Genomic DNA, 21,998 nt, shown 5'->3' on the forward strand with positions numbered 1-21,998 from the left:
GGAATGACGATTACGCCCTCGCCCGGCGACGCGACGCCGTCGGCGCCGCATGCCGCAAGAATGGAACAGGCCACGCCGCTGAGCATGACCAAACGAATGCGTGCGAAAGCCGCCATGAAAATCTCCGTTCCCGGTGTGCGCCTTCGCGCCCCTGATGAAAAACACGCCGCAGACGAGCAAAGAATCGCTGACTCGCCCCCGGTGATGCCGCCACTAGGGTGATTCGATGACGGTCTGACGCCAGAGCCATGACACTTGCATGACTCTTTCGAGTCGGTTTGGTGACAAGGGCGGCGATCGTGGGCCGCGTCTGTTCGCACCCGCAAAAATAAAAGCGGCGAAGCTCGCTTGCATCACCCCAAAAGCTTTGCTAGGCGCCCGCTCCTACCTGGTGCCGGACCCGATCCGGACCATCATGATGTGCGGTCGTGGCGGAACTGGTAGACGCGCAACGTTGAGGTCGTTGTGGCCGAAAGGCCGTGGAAGTTCGAGTCTTCTCGACCGCACCATCATCGCTCACCCAGGCCGGGACCGGCGCGGGCGTGCATAGCCGGAACATTCAAAGCTCCGAAGGATCGAACGCGGCCCCGATCGGCCGCGCGCGCGAAAGGTCAGATCGCGCCGCGCACGCTGTCGAACTGGGCCGCGACATGGCGCGCATAGGGCAAGCCCTCGTCGCGGATCACCAGATCGCCGGCGTCCCATTCGATGATGCCGCGGCGTTCATAATCGGCGAGAATGGTGCGGACATGCGCCTTGCGCTCCGGGTCGACATGGGTCCGTCCGCGGCACAGAAGGTCGCGGATATTTTTCCCGCGCACCCGCTGCGCCTCGTCGATCGATACGCCGCGCACGGCGGTCAGGCGGCCTTCGCCGACCAGGTCGCGATACGGCCCCGCGCGCTTTTCATTCTGGACGATGAGGTCGGGAAAGCGGCTGATCGCACTTGCCCCGAAGCCGAGGAGGACCGGGGCTTCGTCCTCGGTGAACCCCTGGAAATTGCGGCTGACGCGCCCCTCCGCCGCCGCGAGCGCGAGGGGGTCGCCCGGTCGGGCGAAATGATCGAATCCGACGGGAATATAGCCCGCATCGGTCAGACGCCGGTATCCGTGCGCTGCCTGTTCGAACCGCAGCCGCTGGTCGGGCAGTCCGCTGGCATCGATCCGTCGCTGGCGCGGGATGATGTCGGGCAGGTGCGCATAGCCGAACAGCGCGATCCGGCTCGGTTCAAGGCGGATCGTCTCGTCGAGCGTGGCGTCGAGGTCGGCGAGCGACTGGCCGGGCAATCCGTACATCAGGTCGAAATTGATCGCGTCGATATCGCGGAGGCGCAGCGCCGCGACGACGCGCTCGATATGCGACAGCGGCTGGATCCGGCCGATCGCCTGCTGGACATGCGGCGCGAAGGTCTGGACGCCGAGGCTGACGCGCGTGACATGCGCCGCGGCGAGCACCAGCGCCCATTCGGCCGAAAAGCCGCGCGGGTCGAGTTCGATCGACACCTCGGGCCGGTGCGCGTCGAACACCGTCAGGATGCGGTCGAGCAGCCGCACCAGTTCGACCGGCGCGATCGCGTTCGGGCTGCCACCGCCGAAGGCGATGCGCTGCACGCGTCCGCGCCCGCCCAGCCGTTTCGCGACGAGGGCAATCTCGGCGCGGAGCGCGACGAGATAGTCAGCCAGCCTTTGCTTGCGCCCGGCCGCCCCGGTGTTGCAACCGCAATACCAGCATATCTGCTCGCAAAAGGGGATATGGACGTAAAGCGAGATCGGCGTCGCCGCCTCGATCGCGTCGAGCGCGCGCGCATAATCGTCGGCGCCGACGCCGCCGGTAAATTCCATCGCAGTGGGATAGCTGGTGTAACGCGGCACCGGCTTGGCGAGCAGATCGGGGTGATAGGACCACATAGGGGCCTGCTACCCCCGCGTCCGCGCCCGGTCATTGACCGGGATCAACGCAGGCGCATCAACAGCAGCGCTTTTTGAGGCCGTCCGATTTGCTCCGCCGGTCGGTGACGGCATGGCACGCCTTGGCGCAGTCGCGGCGCTGATCGGGGTCGGCGGGATCGCCCGGAACGATCATCCGGTGCGCCGCGCCGCCGCACGACGGCAAGGTCAGGATGTGCGCCTCGACCGCGATCGGCGGCTGCATGAGCGCGGCCGCGCCCATCGCGAGAAAGATGTTGCGGACGTTCATACCGACTCTTCTTCCTCCTCGACGAAGATACGCAGCGCGGCACCGTCGAGGTCGTCGAACTGCCCCTTGCGGAGCGACCAGAAAAAGGCGGCGAGACCGAGCAGCCCCAGGCCAAGCGCGATCGGGATGAGGAAGGCCAGCCCGTTCACCGGATCGCCCCCTTCAATCGCAGCGCGTTGCCGACGACGATCAGCGACGATCCCGACATGGCGATCGCGGCGACGAGCGGCGTGACAAGCCCCATGAAGGCAAGCGGCACCGCCACGGCATTATAGCCGATGGCGAGGAGGAAATTCTGCCGCACCACCGCCTGCGTCCGCCGCGCCATTTGCACTGCCTGCACCACCGGCATCATCCGGTCGCCGAGGAAGATGCAGTCGGCGGCATTCTTGCCGACGTCGCTCGCCGATCCCGGCGCGATCGACGCATGACCTGCGGCGAGCGCAGGGCCGTCGTTGAGGCCGTCGCCGATCATCAGCACCTTGCGGCCGAGTCCGGCCTGACGTTCGATCGCGTCCAGCTTGTCCTGAGGGCTCATTCCCGTTTGCGCGGTCAGGCCGAGCTGGCGTGCCACCGGCGCGACGGCTTCGGCGCGGTCGCCCGACAGGATCATCGCCTCGACGCCTTGGCGCGCCAGCGTGCCGATCGCCTCGGCGGCGTCGGGCCGCAGCCGGTCGGCGAAGCGGATCGTCGCGACCGACTTGCCATCGACTGACAGCTCGGTCGCGAGCGCGTCGCCCAGCTCGCCACGCTGTGGCCGCCCGAGTGTGACGATGCCCCCCGCCCATTGCGCCTCGATCCCGAAGCCCGGCGTCTCCGTTACCGACGTCACCTCGGCGGGACGCACGTCATAACGCTGTAGTCCGCGCGTCAAGGCCTCGCTCAACGGGTGTCGGCTGGCTTGCGACAACGCGAGAATCAACGATTTCGCGCGGGTGTCGAGCCGGTCGAGGCCGATGGCCTCGGGGCGCCCGAGCGTCAGCGTGCCGGTCTTGTCGACGAACGCAAGATCGACTTCGGCCAGCCGTTCGAGCGCCGAGCCATCCTTGACGAGTACGCCCGCGCGCATCAGCGCGCCCGCCGCGACGATCTGCGCCGCGGGCACCGCAAGGCCGAGCGCACAGGGACAGGTGATGATGAGCACGGCGGCGGCGATCAGCAGACTATCGTGCCAGCCCGCTCCCGCGACCAGCCAGCCAGCAAATGCCATCAGCGCAAGGCAATGGACCGCCGGCGCATAAAGCCGCGCCGCGCGGTCGGCGATGCGGACATAGCGCGATTTGCCCTGCGCCGCCTCGCCCATCAGCCGGGCGATGTCGGCAATCGCAGTGTCGGCGCCCGCCGCCGTCACGCGCACGCGGATCGGCGCTTCAAGATTCAACGTGCCGGCATGGACGCTGTCGTCGGGCTGGGCCGGCTGCGGCGCGCTTTCGCCCGTGAGCAGCGACAGGTCGAGCTGGCTCGCCCCGCCGACCACAACACCGTCGGCCGCCAGTCGCTCGCCCGCCGCGACGAGCATCACCATGCCGGGTTCGAGCGCGGTCGCGTCGACCCAGCGCCCGCGGCCATCGTCGCCGAGTACCGTCGCGCCGCTTCCCATGTTACGCAGCAACGCCGTCACGCCGCCGCGCGCGCGGTCGCGCATCACGCTGTCGAGCCAGCGGCCGCAAAGCAGGAAAAAGAGCAGCATCGTCGCGCCGTCGAAATAGGCGTGCGCGCCGCCGGTCGCGGTCTCGTACAGGCTGATCGCGCAGACGAGCGCGACGCCGATGCTGATCGGCACGTCCATATTGGTACGGCCGTGACGTAGCGCCCGCCACGCCGAGCGGAAGAAGGGCCGCCCGGCATAGGCGACGGTCGGCAGTGCGATCGCCGCCGAGAGCCAGTGAAACAGGTCGCGCGTTGCCCCCGCCGCGCCCGACCAGACCGATACGGACAGCAGCATGATGTTCATCATCGCAAAACCCGATACCGCGACGGCGCGCAGCAGTTCGCGGCTCGTTTCGGCTTCGGCATCGGCTTCGCCGGGGCCGTTCCCGATCGGATGCGCCTCGAACCCCAGGGTCGAAAAAGCGCCGATCAGGTCGGGCATGTCGGTGTCGGGCATATAGGATAAATGCACCCGCTTTTCGGTAAAATTGACGCGCGCCGCAGCGATGCGCTTGTCGCGCACCAGCCCCTGTTCCAGCTTGGCGATACAACCGGCACAGCGGATGTCGGGCACCGCAAAGTCGCGTTCGACGAGAGCGGCGGCGCTCATTGCAGATCCTCGCGATAGCGGGCTTCGTCGGCGCCGTGCCGCACGATGAGGTCGAGCCGCCAGCGCCCCACCGCCAGCGGCTCGACCGAGCGCAGCACGCCGCCCGCCGCCGGCTCGAAATCGAGCGCGACGGGCGTGGTGCGCCCAACGGGGTGATTGACGGTCGCGGAGGCCCGAACCCCCTCCAGCGACCGGCCCTCCTTGCGGATCGTCAGCAGGACATGCCGGCCCGCGTCGAGCGTGACCCCCGTATCCCATCCCAGCCGGGCCTGTGCGTCGGCGCGTTCGAGCCACCGGTTGTAATTCTGGCTCGCGACATAGCTGTTCTCGACCACCTTGCCGCCGAAGGTCGACATGGCGAACCGCGCCATGGTGACGTTGACCGCGATCACGACCGCAAAGAAGGCGACGAGGACCCCCGTCATATGTCGGCCGGTGAAACGCCGGGGTGTCGGTGTGTCGGTCATTGTCCTGTCTCCGGTCGGTCGAACTGGATGGTGTCGCTGTCGCCGCGCGGATCGCCGTCGAGCCCGCGCGTGGCGATCGTGAAATCCTGCCGCGCCGGGCCGGTGCCGGGCGCCGCGATGAAGAGCTTGACGCTCTTGACGCTGTCAGGGGGCAGCGCCACCTCGATCCGCTGTGCGGCATTTTCGCGCGTGCCGGCATTCGTCCACAGCACCGCGCCGGGAAGCCCGCTGACCGTGACCGCGACCCGGCGCGGCCGCGTTTCCATGTTGCGCAGCTTCAGCGTGTAATTGTTGCGGATCTGGCCGTCGGAGAGCTGGACGTAGAGCGGGCTGCGATCGTGCTGGACCGCAAGGTCGAGCCGCGTGCGCTGGCCGAGCGAAAAGAGCATCGCCGCGCCGATGGCGCTCCAGACGCCGAAATAGAGCAAGGTGCGCGGCCGCAGCAGCGTCTTGCGGATCGGCCGCCCCGCGCCGCCCGCCTTTTCGCTCGCCGCATCGTCGAGCGTGCAATAGTCGATGAGGCCGCGCGGCCGCCCGACCTGCGCCATCACCCCGTCGCACGCATCGATGCAGAGCGCGCAGGTGATGCAGCCGATCTGCGGCCCTTCGCGAATGTCGATCCCGGTCGGGCAGACCGCGACGCACTGGTTGCAGTCGATGCAGTCGCCGAAGGCGCCGGGATGCGCCTGTGCCTTCTTGACGCTGCCGCGCGGTTCGCCGCGCCAGTCCTTATACGTTACCAGCAGCGATTTTTCGTCCATCATCGCGGTCTGGATGCGCGGCCAGGGGCACATGTATATGCACACCTGTTCGCGCATGAAGCCGCCGAGGATGAACGTCGTCGCGGTGAGGACGGCGACGGTGCCATAGGCGATCGGCGCCGCCTGCCCGGTCCAAAAATCCACCGTCAGCGTCGGCGCGTCGGCGAAATACATGATCCACGCGCCGCCGGTCCAGAAAGCGATGACGAGGTAGATCAGATATTTGATCGTCCGCTTGGACAGCTTTTCGAAGGTCCACGGGCCGTTCGCGAGCCGCACCTGCGCGTTGCGATCACCGTCGACCAGCCGGTCGACATGCTGGAACAGGTCGGTCCACACGGTCTGCGGACAGGCATAGCCGCACCAGGCGCGGCCCACCGCGCTGGTGACGAGGAACAGCCCGATTCCGGCCATGATGAGCAGGCCCGCCACATAGTAAAATTCATGCGGCCAGATTTCGATCTGGAACATGTAGAAGCGCCGGTTCGCCAGATCGACGAGCACCGCCTGGTCGGGCGCATGCGGACCGCGATCCCAGCGGATCCACGGCGTCGCATAATAGATTGCGAGCGCCACCGCCATGATCGCCCATTTGAAGCGGCGGAAAGGGCCGTTCACCGCCTTCGGGAAAACGCCCTTCCGCGCTTCGTAGAGCGGCGCCGGCTGGCCGGAGAGGTCCTCAGGGCTGGCCATCGGCTCCCTGCCCTTCGCCGACGGGCGCCAGCCCCTTTTCGCCGCCGCCCAGCGAATAGACATAGGCCGACAGCATCTTGATCGTCACGGGATCAAGCCGGTTGTTCCAGCGCGGCATCACCCCGTTGCGCGGCTGGTTGACCGTCGCGGTCAGGCTGTCGCGATCGCCGCCATACAGCCAGATCGCGTCGGTCAGTTTCGGCGCGCCGAACTGGCGCCCGCCCTCGCCGCCCGCGCCATGGCAGACCGCGCAATTGTCGGCAAACAGCGTCGCGCCGCGCGTGGATGATGCGCTGGCCTTTTCCTGCCGGCTGATCGTACGGACGAAGCTGACGACGTCGCCGACCTGTGCCGCATCGAGAATGCCGTCGCGGCCGAAGGCGGGCATCAGGCTGGTGCGCGTATCCTTGTGATCGGGGTTCCGGATGCCGTGCGTCACCGTATATTCGATGCTCGCAAGATCGCCGCCCCACAGCCAGTCGTCGTCGGTCAGGCTGGGGTAGAGATTTTTCACCCCCGCGCCGCCCGCACCGTGGCACTGGACGCAATGGACGCGAAACGCCGCGCCGCCGCCCTGCACCGCCGCCTGCATCAATTCGGGTTTCGCCGGCAGGTCGGCGAGCGCAGTCGCGGCGATCGCGTTCATCGTCGGCGCGCGGCGCTTGGCATCGGCCGCCATTTCCTTTGCAAGGTCGCCGCGGCTCGACCAGCCGAGCACGCCCTCGGTCGCGCGGTTCACCATCGGCCACGCCGGATAGAGCACGACATAGGCCAGCCCCCAGACGATCGTCGCGTAGAAAGTCCAGAGCCACCAGCGCGGCAACGGCGTGTTGAGCTCCTCGATCCCGTCCCATTCGTGACCGACCGTGCTCGTCCCCGTGGCTTCGTCGATACGCTTGTGCTCAGCCATGCTCGTCGTCCTTGAAGATCATGTTCGCGGCCTCTTCGTTGCGCGCGCGGGCGCTTGGCCGGAACGGCCAGGCGATGAGGGTGAGGAACAGCAGCGCCATGGCGAGCAGGCCCCAACTGTCGGCGAAGTGGCGCAGCGCGTCGTAGCTCATCGCGCCGCCTCCGTTTCGCCCGGACGTTCCTGCGGCGCCGCCTTTTCGACATCGACCAGCGTGCCGAGCATCTGGAGATAGGCGACCAGCGCATCCATTTCGGTCACGCGCGACGGGTCGCCGTCGAAATCGCGGACCTGCGCCTTCGGATAGCGGTTCTGGAGGTCGCCCGCCCCGGCATCGGGATCGGCCTGCGCCCGGATATCGTCGTTCGCCTTTTCGATATCGGCCTTCGTATAGGGCACGCCGACGCGATAGAGCGCGGTCAGATGGTTCGCCATGTCGCCGGTGTCGAGGTCGCGCTCCGCCAGGAAAGCATAAGGCGGCATGATCGATTCGGGCACGACGCTGCGTGGGTCGATCAGATGCGCCTTATGCCATTCGTCCGAGTAGCGGCCGCCGACGCGCGCAAGGTCGGGGCCGGTACGCTTCGACCCCCATTGGAACGGATGATCGTACATGCTCTCGGCCGCGAGGCTGTAATGGCCGTAACGTTCGACCTCGTCGCGGAACGGACGGATCATCTGGCTGTGACAGGTGTAGCAGCCCTCGCGCATATAGATGTTGCGGCCCGCGAGCTCGAGCGGGGTATAGGGCCGCATCCCCTCGACCTTCTCGACCGTATTGTCGATCCAGAACAGCGGCGCGATCTCGACGATGCCGCCGATGGTCACGGTGAGCAGCGCGAGCGCGCCGAGCAGCGTCACATTGCGTTCGACCTTCTTGTGGCTGAAGCCCTTTTCGGCGGGTTTGGTGGCCATGGTCGCAGGCTCCTTATTCGGCGGGAACGGGCACGAGCGGACGGTCCGCTGCGGCGTTGTAGGGGGTTTCGGTCATCGGCTTTTCGGCGCGGACCTTGCCGCCGAGCGTCGCCCAGACGTTCGCGATCATGATCAGGAAGCCGGCGAGATACATCGCCCCGCCCGCGGCGCGGATCAGGTACATCGGGTGCATCGCGGCGACGCTTTCGGCAAAGCTGTAGACGAGGTAGCCGTCGGCGCCATATTCGCGCCACATCAGTCCCTGCATGATGCCCGCGACCCACATCGACGCGGCGTAGAAAACGATCCCGACGGTCGCGAGCCAGAAGTGCCAGTTGACCATGCGCAGGCTGTAGAGGCGCGGACGGCCCCACAGGCGCGGCACCAGATAATAGACGCAGGCAAAGGTGATCATGCCGTTCCAGCCGAGCGCGCCGCTGTGCACATGGCCGATTGTCCAGTCGGTGTAGTGCGACATGGAGTTGACCCATTTGATCGACATCATCGGGCCTTCGAAGGTGCTCATCCCGTAAAAGGCGAGCGCCATCACCATCATGCGGATGATCGGGTCGGTGCGGATCTTGTCCCACGCACCGTTGAGCGTCATCAGGCCGTTGATCATGCCGCCCCAGCTCGGCATCCACAGGATGACCGAAAAGACCATGCCCAGCGTCTGCGCCCAATCGGGCAGCGCGGTGTAGTGAAGGTGGTGCGGTCCCGCCCAGATGTAGAGGAAGATCAGCGACCAGAAGTGGATGATCGACAGGCGGTAGGAATAGACCGGCCGTTCGGCCTGCTTCGGCACGAAATAATACATCATCGCGAGGAAACCCGCGGTCAGGAAGAAACCGACCGCATTGTGGCCGTACCACCACTGCGTCAGCGCATCCTGCACCCCGGCGAAGGCGGCATAGCTTTTGGACCCCAGCAGGCTCGCCGGCATCGATAGATTGTTGACGATGTGGAGCATCGCGATGGTGACGATGAAGCTCAGGTAAAACCAGTTCGCGACATAGATATGCGGTTCGCGGCGCTTGACGATCGTACCGACGAAGACCGCAAGATAGGCGACCCAGACGATCGTCAGCCACAGGTCGACATACCATTCAGGCTCGGCATATTCCTTCGCCGCGGTGACACCCATCAGATAGCCGGTCGCGGCGAGCACGATGAACAGCTGGTAACCCCAGAACACGAACCGCGCGAGCGCCGGGAAGGCAAGCCGCGCGCGGCACGTCCGCTGCACAACGTAAAAGCTCGTCGCGATCAGTGCATTGCCGCCAAACGCAAAGATTACCGCCGAGGTGTGTAGCGGGCGCAGACGCCCGAATGTCGTATATTCCAGATTGAGGTTGAGCGCCGGGAAGGCGAGCTGGAGCGCGATGAACAGCCCCGCCGCCATCCCCGCGATCCCCCAGAAGAGCGTCGCGACGACGCCCCAGCGTATGGGGTCGTCGTCATAGACGCCCTGATCGGCGGGAATCTTAAAAATCCCGCGCGCAATCGCGCCATAGTCGGCGCGCGTGACGGTGGCCCAAAGCATCGCGAAGCACGCGAGCGCGACGATCACCATATGCACCGCAAACGGCGCATCGACCGCCAGCGCCGCCGCCACCAAGGCAAGCAGGGTCAATCCCAACCAGCCCCCCGCCCTCGTTACCAGACCGTCCATATCTCTGTCCCTGCTTGGCGCGACTTTGCTGCCGCGCGCTTCACCGCAGCCATGGACGCGGGCTCGGGCCAAAACATTGATCGGGATCAACGAACTTGTTGCGCCGCATCAATGCGCGGCTGCCGGACCCGACGCAGGGATGCGCCGTCCAAACAGGAGGATCATCCATGACGACCAAAACACTCCCGCTCATCGCGCTCGCCGCCGCGCTCGCGCTTCCCGGCCAGGCCTTTGCCAAGGCGGGCGACGTCCAGTTCAAGCTGCTCGCGACCTATGTCGCCCCCGACGGCAAGATCAGCGACGTCAAGACCGACCTGATCGGCCTGCCCGCGGGCACGCAGGCCAAGGCCGACGACAATGTGACGCCGACGGTCGCGATCGAATATTTCGTCTCCGACGCCATCTCGCTCGAAACCATCGCGGGGGTAACGCAGCATGATGTGGACGGGCGCGGCGCGCTGGATGGCGCGACGCTGGTGTCCGACGCCAAGATCGTGCCCGCGACGCTGACGCTCAAATATCATTTCGGCAAGGACGGCGGCGTGCAGCCCTATGTCGGCGCCGGCCCCAGCTATTTCATCTTCATCGACGAAAAGCCGGGCGCGACGACGCGCGCGCTGGGCGCGACGCGGCAAAAGATGGGCGACAAGCTCGGCGCCGCGCTCCAGGCCGGGATCGATATTCCGCTGAGCGGCACGGGGGTGGCACTGTCGATCGACGCCAAACGCTATTTTCTGCGGCCGACCGCAACCTGGTATGCCGGCGGCACCGAAGTGCTGAAAACGCGGCACAAGCTCGATCCGTGGGTGATCAGCACCGGGGTCGCTTTCCGCTTCTGAGCGGAGGCCCTATCCCGCCATGACCTCCATCGCCGCGCGGTCGTTGATGACGATCTCGCGGCGCGAGGGCAGATCGACGACGCCGTCCGCGCGCATTTTTGTGAGCTGGCGGCTCGTCGTTTCGATCGTCAGGCCCAGGATATCGGCGATCTGCTGGCGGCCGAAGGGCAGTTCGAACCCGTTGCGCGCACCCGACTGGCATCCCTGCCCCGACAGGCGTTCGGACATTTCGAGCAGGAAAGACGCCACCTTTTCCGACGCCGATTTGCGCCCGAGCAGCATCATCCAGTGCCGCGCGCGGTCGAGTTCATCGAGCGTGCGGCGAAGCAATTTCTGCTGGAGATCGGGGTGCGAACTCGCAAATTCGTCGAAATTGTTGCGGTTGAAGATGCACACTTCGGCGTCGGTCATCGCGGTGACGCTGTACGGGCTTTCCTTGCCGAACGGGCGACCGATGAAATCGGAGGGAAAGACGACGCCGACGATCTGCTCGCGCCCATCGGCGGTCGACACGACGAGCTTCAGCACGCCTTCGAGCACATTCGCGACGACAGGCGCGCCATCGCCTTCCCAGAGGAGCGTCTGCCCGGCGCGGACCTTTTGCCGGCGCCCCATCTTGCCCAGCGCGGCGAGTTCTGCAGCGTCGAGGCTCGCGCAAATTGCGCGGTTTCGGACAATGCAGGTTGCACAATCGGTCACCGCCCAGCCCTACAATAAGGCGGCCGGTTTGGAAAGCGCGGCGAAGCGCTAGTGCGCGAGCAGCAAGGGCGCCGGCGCGGCTTCGAGCAGGTAGCGCGTCACGCCGCCGAACAAGGTTTCGCGCAGCCGCGGCCGGCCGAACGCCCCCATGACGATCAGGCCGGGCCTTATCTCGGTCGCGAGGCGTTCGAGCACCTCCTCGGCGGTGTGGGCGCCCCTGGGCTCGCGCCGCAGCTCGCCATGCACGCCGTGGCGCGACATATAGCGAAGCGCATCTTCTGCCGGGACGCGGCCTTCGTCGTCGCCGACCATGACCAGAATGACGTTCGGGGCATCGCCCATGAAAGACACGCCGGCGCGCAAGGCATTGGCCGCCTGCGGGCTGCCGTTCCACGCCACCATCACCGGGGCATCGAAATCGAACGGCGCCGCTTCGGGCGGCAGCGCAAGGACCGGGACCGGCACCGTGAGCGCCAGATCGGCGGCGATCGTCGGGCCTCGATGGCCGCGGCGGTCGCAGGCGCCGAGCGAAACGATCGCCAGATCGGACAGCGTTGCCGCAAGCGAAAGGGTCGACAGCGCATCGCCGTCGGCCACCGCCACGTCCCACGGCACATCCTCGCGCGCAAGTTCCGCGCTCAGCCGCTTTTCCAACTCGGCGTCGGCTATCTGCGCCTGCGCCAGCTGTTCCTTCGCGAGATAAAGTCCGCCGAACGGATCGGCCGCGATGAATTGCTGATAGGGCGAACTGATAAGAAAGCTGAGATGTGCGCCGAAACGCCTGCCGATCGTCAGCGCGCTTTCGATCCGCGTCGTCATACCGGCCCCATTATCGGCCTGAACCAGAATATTCCGCATTGTCCAACCTCCTGCCATGGGCGGAGATTGGGCCGCGAATCGCGCGCCGTCATTGACGCGAGTCAAATCGGGCGCAGCTTCGCATCCTGCGACGCCAGCGCGATCCGGCGGCGAAGGAGGAACAGGCCCGCACCGAGCACCGCCGTCGGCACGAGCATCAGGGTAAAGGCGGTCCGTCCGTCGAGATGCGCAAAGATCGCCCCGGTGATGATCGATCCCGTCGTCCCGCCCAGCGCTGAGAAGACGACGACCAGCCCCATGAGCGGCGGATGCTGCCGGTGCGGCATCGCGCTCAGCATCACCGAAATGATCGTCGGATAGACGGGCGCGAGGACGATCCCGATCAGCGGGAACAGGAAAGCCGCGGCGGGCGCGTCGGCCCAGCCGTGAATCGCCCCAGGCACCAGCCCGTCGGCAAGCGGCAGGACAAGGATGATCAGCGCGGCGAGGATCGCGAGGCAGGCGTTGAGCACGGGATACCAGTCGAAACGCGCCATCACCGCCCCCGCGCCGAACCGGCCGATCGCAAGGCATGCCGCGAACAGGCTGGCAGCCTGCACACTCATCTGCGCGGGAAGGTGCAGGACTTCGTTGTTGAACGTCGGCAGCCAGGTCTGGATGCCCTGCTCGATCAGCACGAACAGGAAGGCGCAGGCGACGAAAACGAGAACCAGCGGCAGCGCGGCGAGTCGCAGCATCGCGACAAAGGCGGGGCCCTCCGACGCCGCATCCGCCTCGCCTTCGTGCGTGCGCGCTTCGTCGACCCGCGCCGACAGCAACAGCGCCAGCGCCAGCCCCGTGACCGCCGCGAGCACCCAATAGGCGTTCAGCCAGCGCAGGCCCGCCGGATCGATGAAGGCACTGAACACCCAATAAGAGGACAGTACGCCGAGCATGAACATGCCCTCGATCAGGCTGGTCAGGCTGGCATGGTGGCGCGCATCGGACGTGACGAGCCCGATCATCGAATAGACGACGACCTTGGCCACCGCGAACGCCGCGCCGACCATCGCGAAATGCAGTTGCGCGGCGCCGAAACTGCCGATCATCGGCATGACGAGGCACGCGAGCAGCGCGAGCGCGAGCGCGGCGATGAGCGAATTGCGCAGGCCAAAGCGCGGCAGGTAGCTTGCGGTCGCGAAGGAGACGATCGCGATCGTGATGTCCTTGAAGCCTTCGAGCGTGCTCGCCTGCGGCTTGGTCACGTCGAAGCTGGAAATCGACTGGAGGATCACCGTGCCGACGCTGTTGAGCAGCATCGCAAAGGCGACATAGGTCAGGATCAGCGCGGCAATCAGTCGGGTACGGGCCATAATGCGTCCTTAGGCGAGACACGAGCGAATGTATCGGGCGAGGTAGGGATGGCGGGCTTTTGCGCCTCATCCCATCGTCATCCCGGACTTGATCGGGGATCCACCGCGGCGCCGATGTCCATGGACCCCGGATCAAGTCCGGGGTGACGACAATTGAAGAACCGAAACGCCAAAAAAGAAGGGGTGGCCGCGAAGAGGCCGCGGCCACCCAGGGAGGGATGGTCTAGAATTTATACGCCGCGCTGAAGCGGAACGAGCGGCCGAGGATCGGGCGCGCGTTGACGACCTGACTGCCACCGCCGAGCTGGCGCGGGTCGCCTTCGGTCAGCCCGACCTCGTCGGTCAGATTGTCCGCGGTCACCGCAAAGCTGAGCGCCTGGTTCACGTCGACGCTGATCCCGGCGTCGATCTTGAAATAATTGGGCAGCGTCTGGACATTCGCCGTGTCGGAGAAACGGTCGCCGACATAGGCGAAGGTCGAGTAAAGCGAGATCTTGCCGTCGTCTCCGAACGGAATGTCATAAGCGGGGGTCACGCGCCACTGCCACTTGGGCTGACGCTGCACCCGGTTGCCCGACAGGTCGGTCGCCCCGCCGTCGGTGAAGAAATTGCGATATTTCGCGTTCAGCCAGGTGCCCGAAAAGGCGATCGAGAAATTGTCGACCGGGCGGATCTGCCCTTCGAGCTCGACCCCCGTGCTGCGCGCGCCGCCGACCGACGCGATCGGCGCGCCGTCGGTGATGACCGTCGTCGACAGCCCCCTGAACCGCGTGTGGAACAAAGTGGCATAGAGCGAGAACAGGTCGGTGCGCACTTTGACCCCGCCTTCATAATTGTCGACGCGCGGCGACACGAAAACCCCGTCGCGCAGATTGTCGAAGAAGGGGTTGGTGTTGCCGCGGTTGTAACGCGCATAGACGCCGACCGACGAGGAGATGTCGTAATTGGCGCCGACCGTCCACGACCAGGCGCCCTTCTTGTACGCGATGTTACGGAAGGTACCGTTCAGCACCGCGGTGCCATTATCGTAGAGCGTGTCGGGATCGCCGTCGATATCGACCGAGCTGTTGTTCTCGATCGTGCCCGTCGCCTTGTAATTCTGGTAACGGATCCCCGCGTCGAGTCGCAATTCGGGGGTCAGCTGAAACTCGTCGACCGCGTAAAAGGCATATTCGCGGCCGTCATAGGCGGCGTTGACGTTGAAGAACGACCCCTGCGTATAGCCGTTGTTTGTCGCGACCCGGCCGTCGGCGAGCGTCAGATCGAGCAGGCGGGCATTGTTTTCCGCCGTCAGCAGATGGATGTTGCCGAGGTTCCACTGATCGTTCGACGAGAAGTCCGAATAATAGGCGCCGACGGTGAATTTGTTGTTGCCGCTTTCCCACTCGACCGCGAGGTCGTTGGTGAAATCCTCGATCTGCTTGCGTACGATCCAGGTGCCGGCGCGGATCACCTGCTGGCTTCCGGCGACGGCCTGACCGCCGTTCACATAGGTCAGGCTGCCAACGGTGCTGCCCAGCGAGGCGGCATAGGCGTCGGCGGTCGTCGCGGTGCTAGCGGGGACGAGGCCCGTCGTATCGGCGTCGCCGTTCAGATAACTCGCACGATAACGCAGCTGGAAACCCTCGCCGATCTCGTAATCGAAATTGGTGCCGAGGTTTACGAGCTTGGCGCCGCGGCCGTCTGCCAGGTCGGTGCGCGTGCCGTCGGGCAGCACCGCAAGCCGCGTTTCGGGGCCCGCGAGCACGCCGGTGCCGGGGTCGATATTGCCGAACTGGCGCACCTTGTCGCCATCGCGGATCACCGGGATCGGCAGTAGCCACTGGCCGCGATCGTTGAGGTAGCGCGCGAAGACAAGGAGCGAGCCCTTGTCGAGATCGTGGCGGATGTTGGCGGTGATCTGGCCGCCCTTTTCAGCGGTGAAGCCGGGGCTGCGAATCCCCTCGCCGCTCGAATAATAGCCGCCGACCATGAAGCTGGTATTTTCGCCGAGCGGACCCGACAGCAGCATGTCGCCGCGCAGGTCGCCATAGTCGGTGATGCTTGCCTTCACGAGGCCTTCGAAATCGCGCCCGCCTTCCTTCTGGACGAAGTTGACGGTCAGGCCGGGCTGGCCGTTGCCGAACAGCGCGCCGGTGCCACCGCGCACCGCTTCGACGCGCTCGATGGTTTCGTCGATGCGGATCAGTTGGGTATTTTCGAGGAACGACAGCGTCGGGGGCGAAAAGAAGGGAACGCCCTGCACCGTCAGCGTGACGAATTCGGCGTCTCCGCCCGACGGATAGCCGCGGACAAAGATGTTCGCGCCATTCTGGCCGCCCGAGCTTTCGGCCGACACGCCGGGGATGACCTTGAACAGGTCGGCGGTGCTGTTCGGCGCCGCGCGGTCGATCGCGGCCGAATTGATGCTGGTGATCGCGAAAGCCGCGTCCTGGCGGTTGATCCCGCCGCCGGCGGTGCCGGTCACGACGATCTCTTCATTGGCCGCCGCCGCGTCGTCGGGCTGAGGCGCTTCCTGGGCGTGAACGGTCATCGGCATCGCGAAAAGCGCGATCGACGACAGCAGATAAGTCCGCTTCAACATGAGATTTCCTCCACTTTTTCTGGTCTGTTTGAAAGGCGTCCACGCATCGCCGCGTCCCGTTCTGACGACAGGATCAGGCCGATCGAAAGATCGCCGATGGCGGGAACGTGCAGGTCGGCGTCGGGCAGCGCCTCTTCTGACCCGATGCCGATAGCCACCATGCCCGCCGCATGGATGGCCGAAACTCCGGCGCGCGCATCTTCGACACCGATGCACTGGTCCGGGGACAAACCCATGCCGGCGGCACAGGCGAGAAAAATGTCGGGCGCGGGCTTGGCATGGGCGACCGCGCCCGCGTCGGCGATAAAGTCGAACTCGCCCGCGATGCCGAGCAGGCGCACGACGTCGGGGGCGTTGCGGCTCGCCGACGCAAGCCCGATTTTCAGCCCCGCCGCGCGGCAGGCTGCGAACAGTTCGCGCACCCCCGGAAACAGGTTCGACGGCGAGTAGGCCGCCAGCCGCGTGCGATAGAGGTCGTTCTTTTCGGCAAGCATCGCATCGAACCGCTCCGGGTCGACCTCCGCGCCGGCATGGCCCAGGATCAGGCGAAGCGAGCCCGCGCGATCAACGCCCTTCAACCGGTGATTGGCTTCGCGGTCGAAGGCGAGCCCGTGCCGGTCGGCCAGCGTCTGCCACGCCTGATAATGATCCTCGGCGGTGTCAGTCAGCACGCCGTCGAGGTCGAAGATCACGCCTTTCAACGCCGGGCGGGACAGGAAGACGGGATCGGCGCCGACGCGCAGCGGACGGCCATGGTCGGCAATTTCGAGCGGATCCCCCGCGAGGAGGCGATAGGTGCAGCCGGCGCGATCGACGGCAAGCTCGATCACGCTGCCGCGCCAGCAAAGACGAAAGCGATAGCCCGTCCATTCGGCCGGGATCACCGGGCGGAACGAAGGGACCGGGCCGTCCAGCGCAAGCCCGCCCCAGCCCTGCGCCAGAACCAGCCAGCTTCCCGCCAGCGCCGCCATGTGAAGGCCGTGCGAGGTGTTGCCGTGGCGGTCCTCGAGGTCGACGAAGGCACATTCGCGGTAAAATTCCAGCGCCTCGTCGAACTGCCCGAGCCGCGCCGCCATCGTCGCGAACGCGACCGACGACAGCGTCGAATCATGCGCGGTTACCTGCTCATAATAGGCAAAATTCCGCTCTTTCAGCGACAGGGGCATGGAAACGAGGTCCATCGCCATCGCCTGCACGACATTGCCCTGTTTGCTGACCTGGTGCCGGAACAGGATCATCGGGTGGAGCCCGAGCAGCAGCGGCCCGCGCTCGCCGAGCGGTTTCAGGCCGGGCAACGGCGGGCGCGCCAGGAAGGCGTCGTCCTGCGGGTTGACCCCGGCGATCGCGTCGACCGCCAACCATATCGCATCGGCCGCCGCACGCCATTCGGCCACTTCCGCGGCATCGAGACCGATCGCCGCCGCCAGCGCCGCATAGTCGTCTGGCGCTGCGCCGCGCAGCCAGTCCGCGGTGTCGGCGGCGTAGGCGAGATGGTGCCGCGCGATCGCATTGGTGTAGAAATCATTGTCGACAAGCGCCGAATATTCATCGGGCCCGGTCACGCCATAGATGCAGAAGGCCCCGCCGCGCCGCGCATCGAACGCGCCGATTTCCAGCCACATGCGCGCCGTTTCGAACAGCATTTCGGCGCAGGCGCCGCGGAACGCTTCGTCACCGGTCGCCGCGACATAAAGCTGCACGCCGTGCGCGATGTCGCCGTTGATATGATATTGCGCCGACCCCGTGGGATAGTGCGACGAACATTCGGCGCCCGCGATCGTTCGCCAGGGATAGAGCGCGCCGCGCCGGTGGCCGAGCGCCGCCGCGTGGGCACGCGCCTGATCGAGCTTTCCGATGCGATAGGCGAGCAGGTTGCGCGCCTTGTCAGGCGCCTGCAACGCCAGCACGGGTAGCATGAACGCCTCGGCATCCCAGAAATAATGACCTTCATAGCCCTCGCCCGACAGCCCCTTTGCGGCGATGCTGTGCGACGGGGAGCGGCTCGCCGACTGGTGCAACTGGAACAGGTTGAAACGAAGGCAAAGTGTCAGCGCGTCGTCGCCCTCGATCGCAAAGGCCGCGCGATCCCAGAGATGGGCAACCGCCACGCGCTGGGCTTCGGCGATCGCGTCGAAACCTTGCATCGGCTGGTCGATTACCGCTGGCGCGCCGCGCGCGCAGGCGAGCGTCACGACCCGGTCGATCGCGAGTTCTTCGCCCGCGCCCAGCGCGCGGCGTACGATATGCCCGGCCTGGACCGCCGCGACCTGAGCGCCGGGGCTGGCAACATGCTGGCGATACGCCAGTTCGACCGCATCCTGCCCGAAACGCGTGACGTCGGGCGTGTCGCCGACCTCGGCGGGCAGCAAGGTCCAGTTCGATTGCAAGCGCCCCGAAATGCGCGGATCGTCGGCGTCGCCCGAACCCGTTGCCGCCGCGGCGCCATAGGTCAGCCAGACCTGGATGCTCGCAGCGAAATTGACCGGGGTGATCGATACCCGCGATGCAACGCAGGCACCGCCGTCCAGCGGGACGATGCGCTGCGCCGCGATTTCCAGCAGGCGGCCATCGGCCAGCGGCCAGCGCGACCGCCGCGCCAACTGCCCGCTTTCAAGGTCGAGCTCGACGCGGTTCTCGACCGGCTCGATGCCCCTAAAATCGACGGGTACGCCATCGATATGGAGCCGCAGCAACATGGGGCTCGGGCATTTGATGCGGGTATCGGTCGCGGTAGCATAGCCGGGGAAGCTCTCGTGATAGGCGATCGGCCGGCTTACGTAAGCTTCGGGAAGGTAGCAGGCGGGCGCATCGGCACGTTCATCGGCGACACCCTCGACGCCGACCAGCCCGTTGGCGAGCGCGAACAGCGCATGCGCCTGATCGCCGGCCGCCGCTGTGCCGTCGCGAACAAGCCGCATCGCTGCCGAAGCCGTTTCGGAAATTGCCAACGTCATCCTCACCTGTCGACGCGCCTGGCTTGCGGCGCGTTCTGGACGACGGTTTCCTGCAAAATGGTATCGATGTCAAGATATCGATACCATTTTGCGATTCATGCCGCGCTGCGCGGCACTTTCGAAAACTTCCGCTAACTGTCCCGGACGATCAGCGACACCGGCATCGCGCGCGACGCCGTGGCCTTTCCGGCAACCTTGTCGAGCACCTTCTGCGCGAGCAATTCGCCTCCGACGGCCCAATCCTGCCGGATGCTCGTCAGCCGCGGCGAAAAAAGCGCGGCCCCCGGCGAATCGTCGAAACCGACCACCGATACATCCTCGGGAACGCGATGCCCGCGCGCCTGCAACGCCTCGATCGCGCCCATCGCGATGGCATCGCTGCTCGCGAATATCCCGTCAAAATCGAGGTGCTTCCCATCGAGCAGCGGCGCCACGGCTTCGCGCCCCGCAGCGACGGTGAAGGCGCAGGGAATATTGCCGACGACCTTGGCGTCCGAACCCGCAAGCCCCGCATCGAAGCCGGTCAAGCGGTCCTCCGCCTCACCATGTTCGGCATCGCCGAGGAAGAGCAGTCGCCGCCGTTCGCGCCCAACAAGATATTCGGCCGCCAGCCGGCCGCCTTCGCGATTGTCGCTGCCGACCACGACCCGTTCGGGCGGGCCATGTTCCGCGCCCCACACGACATAGGGCAGCCCGGTTGCCTCGATTACCGCCGCCGCATCGTCGTGAACGCCCTGCCCCAGCAGGATCACGCCGTCGGCGGACGGCGGCGCCTCGGAAAACAGGTCAATGGTGGTCAGCACCATATTCTGCCCTGCTGCAGTCAATTCCTGGAGGATCCCGCCGAGCAGCAGCAAGGGATAGGGTTCGCTCATCAACCGTTCGTGCGACGGCGTCATTTCGATCACGACCGCGATCGTCCGGGTTCGCTGTTGCCGTAGGTTGCGCGCCGATACGTTGAGCCGATAGCCCATCCGTTCGGCCGTTTCGCGGACCAGCCGCCGCGTGCTGTCCTTCACGGTCGAATGATTCGACAAGGCGCGCGAAACGGTGATTTTCGCGATGCCCAATTCGCGCGCGATGTCGGCCATCGTCGGGCGCGAATTGTTGCCGCTATCGGAACCGGAAGGCTTGTCCATCCCCGCCCCTTACCGCGCGGCGCCGATGTTTCACAAGCCGCGAAGCGGGTCAGTTGGTCCAGTAGATATAGTCCTGCCCGTCCTGCCACGGTGCGTTGAGCGGCACGTCGATCCGCACCGGTCCTTCCACGAGTCCCGGCCAGATCGGTTTTGCCATCCCCTTATTCTGCGCCTCGATCATCGCGCGAAGCGCGGCGACACGCTGCGGGTCGGCCGCGGCAAGGTCGCGGCGTTCGGTCGGATCGACGGCAAGGTTGTAGAGGCGCGCCTTTTCGGGACGCTTCGTCACCTGCAATTTCCAGTCGCCCGACCGCACCGCGCGATAGTCGCCCGACCTCCAGAACATCGCCGGGCGATTCGCAGGGCCGGCGAGGATATCCTCGCTGTCGATGGTCCGGTCGCCCGGCAGCGCCGCGCCGGCCGCAGCGGCGATTGTCGCGAAGATGTCGAGATGCCCCGTCACGTCGGCGCGCCGCGTTCCGGGTGCAATCCCGCCCGGCCAGCGCATGAACAGCGGCGTGCGGATCCCGCCTTCGAAAAAGGTCGCCTTCCAGCCGCGGAACGGCGCGTTCAGGTCGGCCATGCCATTATACCAGGCGCCGCCATTGTCGCTGGTAAAGATGACGAGCGTGTTGTCGTCGATCCCCGCCTCTTTGAGCTTGGCCATCACATCGCCGATACGCCGGTCGAGCTGTGCGATCATCGCGCCGTAAACGCGTGTCTTGTGATCCTTGATTTGCGGAAATTTGTCGTAATCCGCCTTCGTCGCCTGAAGCGGCGTGTGCGGCGCGTTGAACGCCAGATACAGGAAAAAGGGCCGATTCTTGTTCGCCTCGATCGCCTTGATCGCCTCGTCGGCGAAATAGTCAGTCATATGGCCCTTGGGGTGAAAGCGCTTACTGCCGTTAAAGGTGACGGCGTGACGGAGATTCGCCCAGATGAAGCGGTCGATCGGGTCCCACGGCAGCTTGGCGTTGACGCTGTCCGAGTCGTCCTCGGGCAGGAACATCGCCCCGCCTGCGAGGACGGCAAGGCTTTCGTCGAAACCTTGGCGCTGCGGCTGGAGCGCCGGTGCCTCACCCAGATGCCATTTGCCGATGTGCAGCGTGTGATAGCCCGCCGCCTTTACCGCTTCGGCGATCGTCACCTCACTCGCCGGTACGCCCATGTCGGGATAGGCCGGAATATCGGGGGCGATCAACTCGTCGTGGAAGATCGCGCGGTGCGGTCCGACGCCCTCGCCATGCGCCAGATTTTCCGCAAACTCGACGGGCACGGCGGTATATTCGAAACCGAAACGGGTCGGATAGCGCCCCGTCATCATCGCGGCGCGCGAGGGTGAGCAAGTCGCATTGGCAGCGTAGGCAGTGGTGAAATTGACCCCTTCGCGTGCGAGCGCGTCAATGTTCGGCGTCTTGACGACCCCACCCGCAACGCCGCCGCCGTTCAGGCTGATGTCGTTGTAGCCGAGATCGTCGGCAACGATCAGGATAATGTTCGGCGGACGCTCACCATCGGGCGCCTCGGCGGGGCCCCGCTGCCATGCCACGGGACGGTTGGGCTGAACCGGGTCGTTCCAGTCCTGGATGATACCCGGAAGTCGGTATTTATTTGCCTCGAACGCCCAATATCCGCCCGCCCCCATCAAAGCGATAACGCCCAGCGTGACCCAACGCTTCTTCATCCTTCATCCCCTGCCCCAGCCATGCCTGCTTGCCGCAAAACTATTGGCACTATATGT

Annotated in this window: 18 protein-coding genes and 1 tRNA gene; 2 read left to right on the top strand and 17 right to left on the bottom strand. The window is 65.8% G+C overall.

Annotated elements, in window-relative coordinates:
• Positions 1-422: 422 nt before the first annotated feature.
• Positions 423-509: transfer RNA gene (locus ATE71_RS09515), tRNA-Leu, on the top strand.
• 102 nt (positions 510-611) lie between these two features.
• On the opposite strand, the gene hemN is transcribed toward ATE71_RS09515, so the two are convergent.
• Genes hemN through ccoN form a run of 10 tightly spaced genes read right to left on the bottom strand, consistent with a single transcriptional unit; the run spans position 612 to position 9,871 of the window.
• Complete coding sequence (hemN, locus tag ATE71_RS09520; RefSeq protein WP_058803272.1) at positions 612-1,907, bottom strand: oxygen-independent coproporphyrinogen III oxidase; 1,296 nt, start codon at positions 1,905-1,907, stop codon at positions 612-614.
• A gap of 58 nt (positions 1,908-1,965) precedes the next feature.
• The gene (locus ATE71_RS09525) at positions 1,966-2,196 is read right to left on the bottom strand and encodes a hypothetical protein (RefSeq protein ID WP_058803273.1); all 231 of its coding nucleotides are present in this window, start codon (positions 2,194-2,196) and stop codon (positions 1,966-1,968) included.
• Positions 2,193-2,345 carry a cbb3-type cytochrome oxidase assembly protein CcoS gene (gene ccoS, locus ATE71_RS09530; RefSeq protein WP_058803274.1) on the bottom strand — a complete coding sequence of 51 codons (153 nt, stop codon included), beginning with the start codon at positions 2,343-2,345 and terminating at the stop codon, positions 2,193-2,195. Before ccoS ends, ATE71_RS09525 begins: the two co-directional genes overlap by 4 nt.
• On the bottom strand, positions 2,342-4,456 hold the full coding sequence (locus tag ATE71_RS09535; protein WP_058803275.1) for a heavy metal translocating P-type ATPase: 2,115 nt from the start codon (positions 4,454-4,456) through the stop codon (positions 2,342-2,344). Before ATE71_RS09535 ends, ccoS begins: the two co-directional genes overlap by 4 nt.
• Positions 4,453-4,923 (bottom strand): FixH family protein, encoded by a 471-nt coding sequence (locus tag ATE71_RS09540; RefSeq protein ID WP_058803276.1) that lies wholly within the window; start codon positions 4,921-4,923, stop codon positions 4,453-4,455. Before ATE71_RS09540 ends, ATE71_RS09535 begins: the two co-directional genes overlap by 4 nt.
• Complete coding sequence (gene ccoG / locus ATE71_RS09545; RefSeq protein WP_058803277.1) at positions 4,920-6,377, bottom strand: cytochrome c oxidase accessory protein CcoG; 1,458 nt, start codon at positions 6,375-6,377, stop codon at positions 4,920-4,922. Before ccoG ends, ATE71_RS09540 begins: the two co-directional genes overlap by 4 nt.
• Positions 6,364-7,287: a cytochrome-c oxidase, cbb3-type subunit III gene (ccoP, locus tag ATE71_RS09550; protein ID WP_058803278.1), complete on the bottom strand. Its 924-nt coding sequence runs from the start codon at positions 7,285-7,287 to the stop codon at positions 6,364-6,366. Before ccoP ends, ccoG begins: the two co-directional genes overlap by 14 nt.
• Complete coding sequence (locus ATE71_RS09555; protein WP_054731544.1) at positions 7,280-7,438, bottom strand: cbb3-type cytochrome c oxidase subunit 3; 159 nt, start codon at positions 7,436-7,438, stop codon at positions 7,280-7,282. Before ATE71_RS09555 ends, ccoP begins: the two co-directional genes overlap by 8 nt.
• A complete protein-coding gene (ccoO, locus tag ATE71_RS09560; protein WP_058803279.1) occupies positions 7,435-8,199 on the bottom strand; it encodes a cytochrome-c oxidase, cbb3-type subunit II in 765 nt (254 codons plus the stop codon). Before ccoO ends, ATE71_RS09555 begins: the two co-directional genes overlap by 4 nt.
• Positions 8,200-8,212: 13 nt before the next feature.
• Positions 8,213-9,871 (bottom strand): cytochrome-c oxidase, cbb3-type subunit I, encoded by a 1,659-nt coding sequence (gene ccoN, locus ATE71_RS09565; RefSeq protein WP_058803280.1) that lies wholly within the window; start codon positions 9,869-9,871, stop codon positions 8,213-8,215.
• 167 nt (positions 9,872-10,038) lie between these two features.
• Between ccoN and ATE71_RS09570 the strand changes: the two genes are divergently transcribed.
• Complete coding sequence (locus tag ATE71_RS09570) at positions 10,039-10,710, top strand: OmpW/AlkL family protein (RefSeq protein ID WP_058803281.1); 672 nt, start codon at positions 10,039-10,041, stop codon at positions 10,708-10,710.
• Positions 10,711-10,719: 9 nt separating this feature from the next.
• Here ATE71_RS09570 and ATE71_RS09575 read toward each other — a convergent pair whose 3' ends face one another.
• From ATE71_RS09575 to ATE71_RS09605, 7 genes are all read right to left on the bottom strand, one after another.
• A complete protein-coding gene (locus ATE71_RS09575; protein WP_058803282.1) occupies positions 10,720-11,409 on the bottom strand; it encodes a Crp/Fnr family transcriptional regulator in 690 nt (229 codons plus the stop codon).
• A 48-nt stretch (positions 11,410-11,457) separates the two neighbouring features.
• Positions 11,458-12,267, bottom strand: a complete 810-nt coding sequence (locus tag ATE71_RS09580; RefSeq protein WP_058803283.1) for a universal stress protein — start codon at positions 12,265-12,267, stop codon at positions 11,458-11,460.
• Between the two features lie 62 nt (positions 12,268-12,329).
• A complete protein-coding gene (locus tag ATE71_RS09585; RefSeq protein ID WP_058803284.1) occupies positions 12,330-13,580 on the bottom strand; it encodes an MFS transporter in 1,251 nt (416 codons plus the stop codon).
• A gap of 223 nt (positions 13,581-13,803) precedes the next feature.
• Positions 13,804-16,164, bottom strand: a complete 2,361-nt coding sequence (locus ATE71_RS09590; protein WP_058803285.1) for a TonB-dependent siderophore receptor — start codon at positions 16,162-16,164, stop codon at positions 13,804-13,806.
• A complete protein-coding gene (pgmB, locus tag ATE71_RS09595) occupies positions 16,158-19,118 on the bottom strand; it encodes a beta-phosphoglucomutase (RefSeq protein ID WP_058803286.1) in 2,961 nt (986 codons plus the stop codon). Before pgmB ends, ATE71_RS09590 begins: the two co-directional genes overlap by 7 nt.
• A gap of 131 nt (positions 19,119-19,249) precedes the next feature.
• Positions 19,250-20,257, bottom strand: a complete 1,008-nt coding sequence (locus ATE71_RS09600; protein WP_058803287.1) for a substrate-binding domain-containing protein — start codon at positions 20,255-20,257, stop codon at positions 19,250-19,252.
• Positions 20,258-20,306: 49 nt separating this feature from the next.
• Complete coding sequence (locus tag ATE71_RS09605; protein WP_058803288.1) at positions 20,307-21,941, bottom strand: sulfatase-like hydrolase/transferase; 1,635 nt, start codon at positions 21,939-21,941, stop codon at positions 20,307-20,309.
• Positions 21,942-21,998: the final 57 nt, after the last annotated feature.

This window comes from Sphingopyxis sp. H115 (assembly GCF_001468465.1).
Lineage (GTDB): Bacteria > Pseudomonadota > Alphaproteobacteria > Sphingomonadales > Sphingomonadaceae > Sphingopyxis.

Coding starts and splice junctions, on each gene's coding strand:
- ATE71_RS09535 (WP_058803275.1), bottom strand. CDS start 4,456: ATGAGCGCCGCCGCTCTCGTCGAACGCGACTTTGCGGTGCCCGACATC.
- ATE71_RS09555 (WP_054731544.1), bottom strand. CDS start 7,438: ATGAGCTACGACGCGCTGCGCCACTTCGCCGACAGTTGGGGCCTGCTC.
- ccoG (WP_058803277.1), bottom strand. CDS start 6,377: ATGGCCAGCCCTGAGGACCTCTCCGGCCAGCCGGCGCCGCTCTACGAA.
- ccoN (WP_058803280.1), bottom strand. CDS start 9,871: ATGGACGGTCTGGTAACGAGGGCGGGGGGCTGGTTGGGATTGACCCTG.
- pgmB (WP_058803286.1), bottom strand. CDS start 19,118: ATGACGTTGGCAATTTCCGAAACGGCTTCGGCAGCGATGCGGCTTGTT.
- ccoP (WP_058803278.1), bottom strand. CDS start 7,287: ATGGCTGAGCACAAGCGTATCGACGAAGCCACGGGGACGAGCACGGTC.
- ATE71_RS09570 (WP_058803281.1), top strand. CDS start 10,039: ATGACGACCAAAACACTCCCGCTCATCGCGCTCGCCGCCGCGCTCGCG.
- ccoO (WP_058803279.1), bottom strand. CDS start 8,199: ATGGCCACCAAACCCGCCGAAAAGGGCTTCAGCCACAAGAAGGTCGAA.
- ATE71_RS09600 (WP_058803287.1), bottom strand. CDS start 20,257: ATGGACAAGCCTTCCGGTTCCGATAGCGGCAACAATTCGCGCCCGACG.
- ATE71_RS09585 (WP_058803284.1), bottom strand. CDS start 13,580: ATGGCCCGTACCCGACTGATTGCCGCGCTGATCCTGACCTATGTCGCC.
- ATE71_RS09590 (WP_058803285.1), bottom strand. CDS start 16,164: ATGTTGAAGCGGACTTATCTGCTGTCGTCGATCGCGCTTTTCGCGATG.
- hemN (WP_058803272.1), bottom strand. CDS start 1,907: ATGTGGTCCTATCACCCCGATCTGCTCGCCAAGCCGGTGCCGCGTTAC.
- ATE71_RS09580 (WP_058803283.1), bottom strand. CDS start 12,267: ATGCGGAATATTCTGGTTCAGGCCGATAATGGGGCCGGTATGACGACG.
- ATE71_RS09605 (WP_058803288.1), bottom strand. CDS start 21,941: ATGAAGAAGCGTTGGGTCACGCTGGGCGTTATCGCTTTGATGGGGGCG.
- ATE71_RS09540 (WP_058803276.1), bottom strand. CDS start 4,923: ATGACCGACACACCGACACCCCGGCGTTTCACCGGCCGACATATGACG.
- ATE71_RS09525 (WP_058803273.1), bottom strand. CDS start 2,196: ATGAACGTCCGCAACATCTTTCTCGCGATGGGCGCGGCCGCGCTCATG.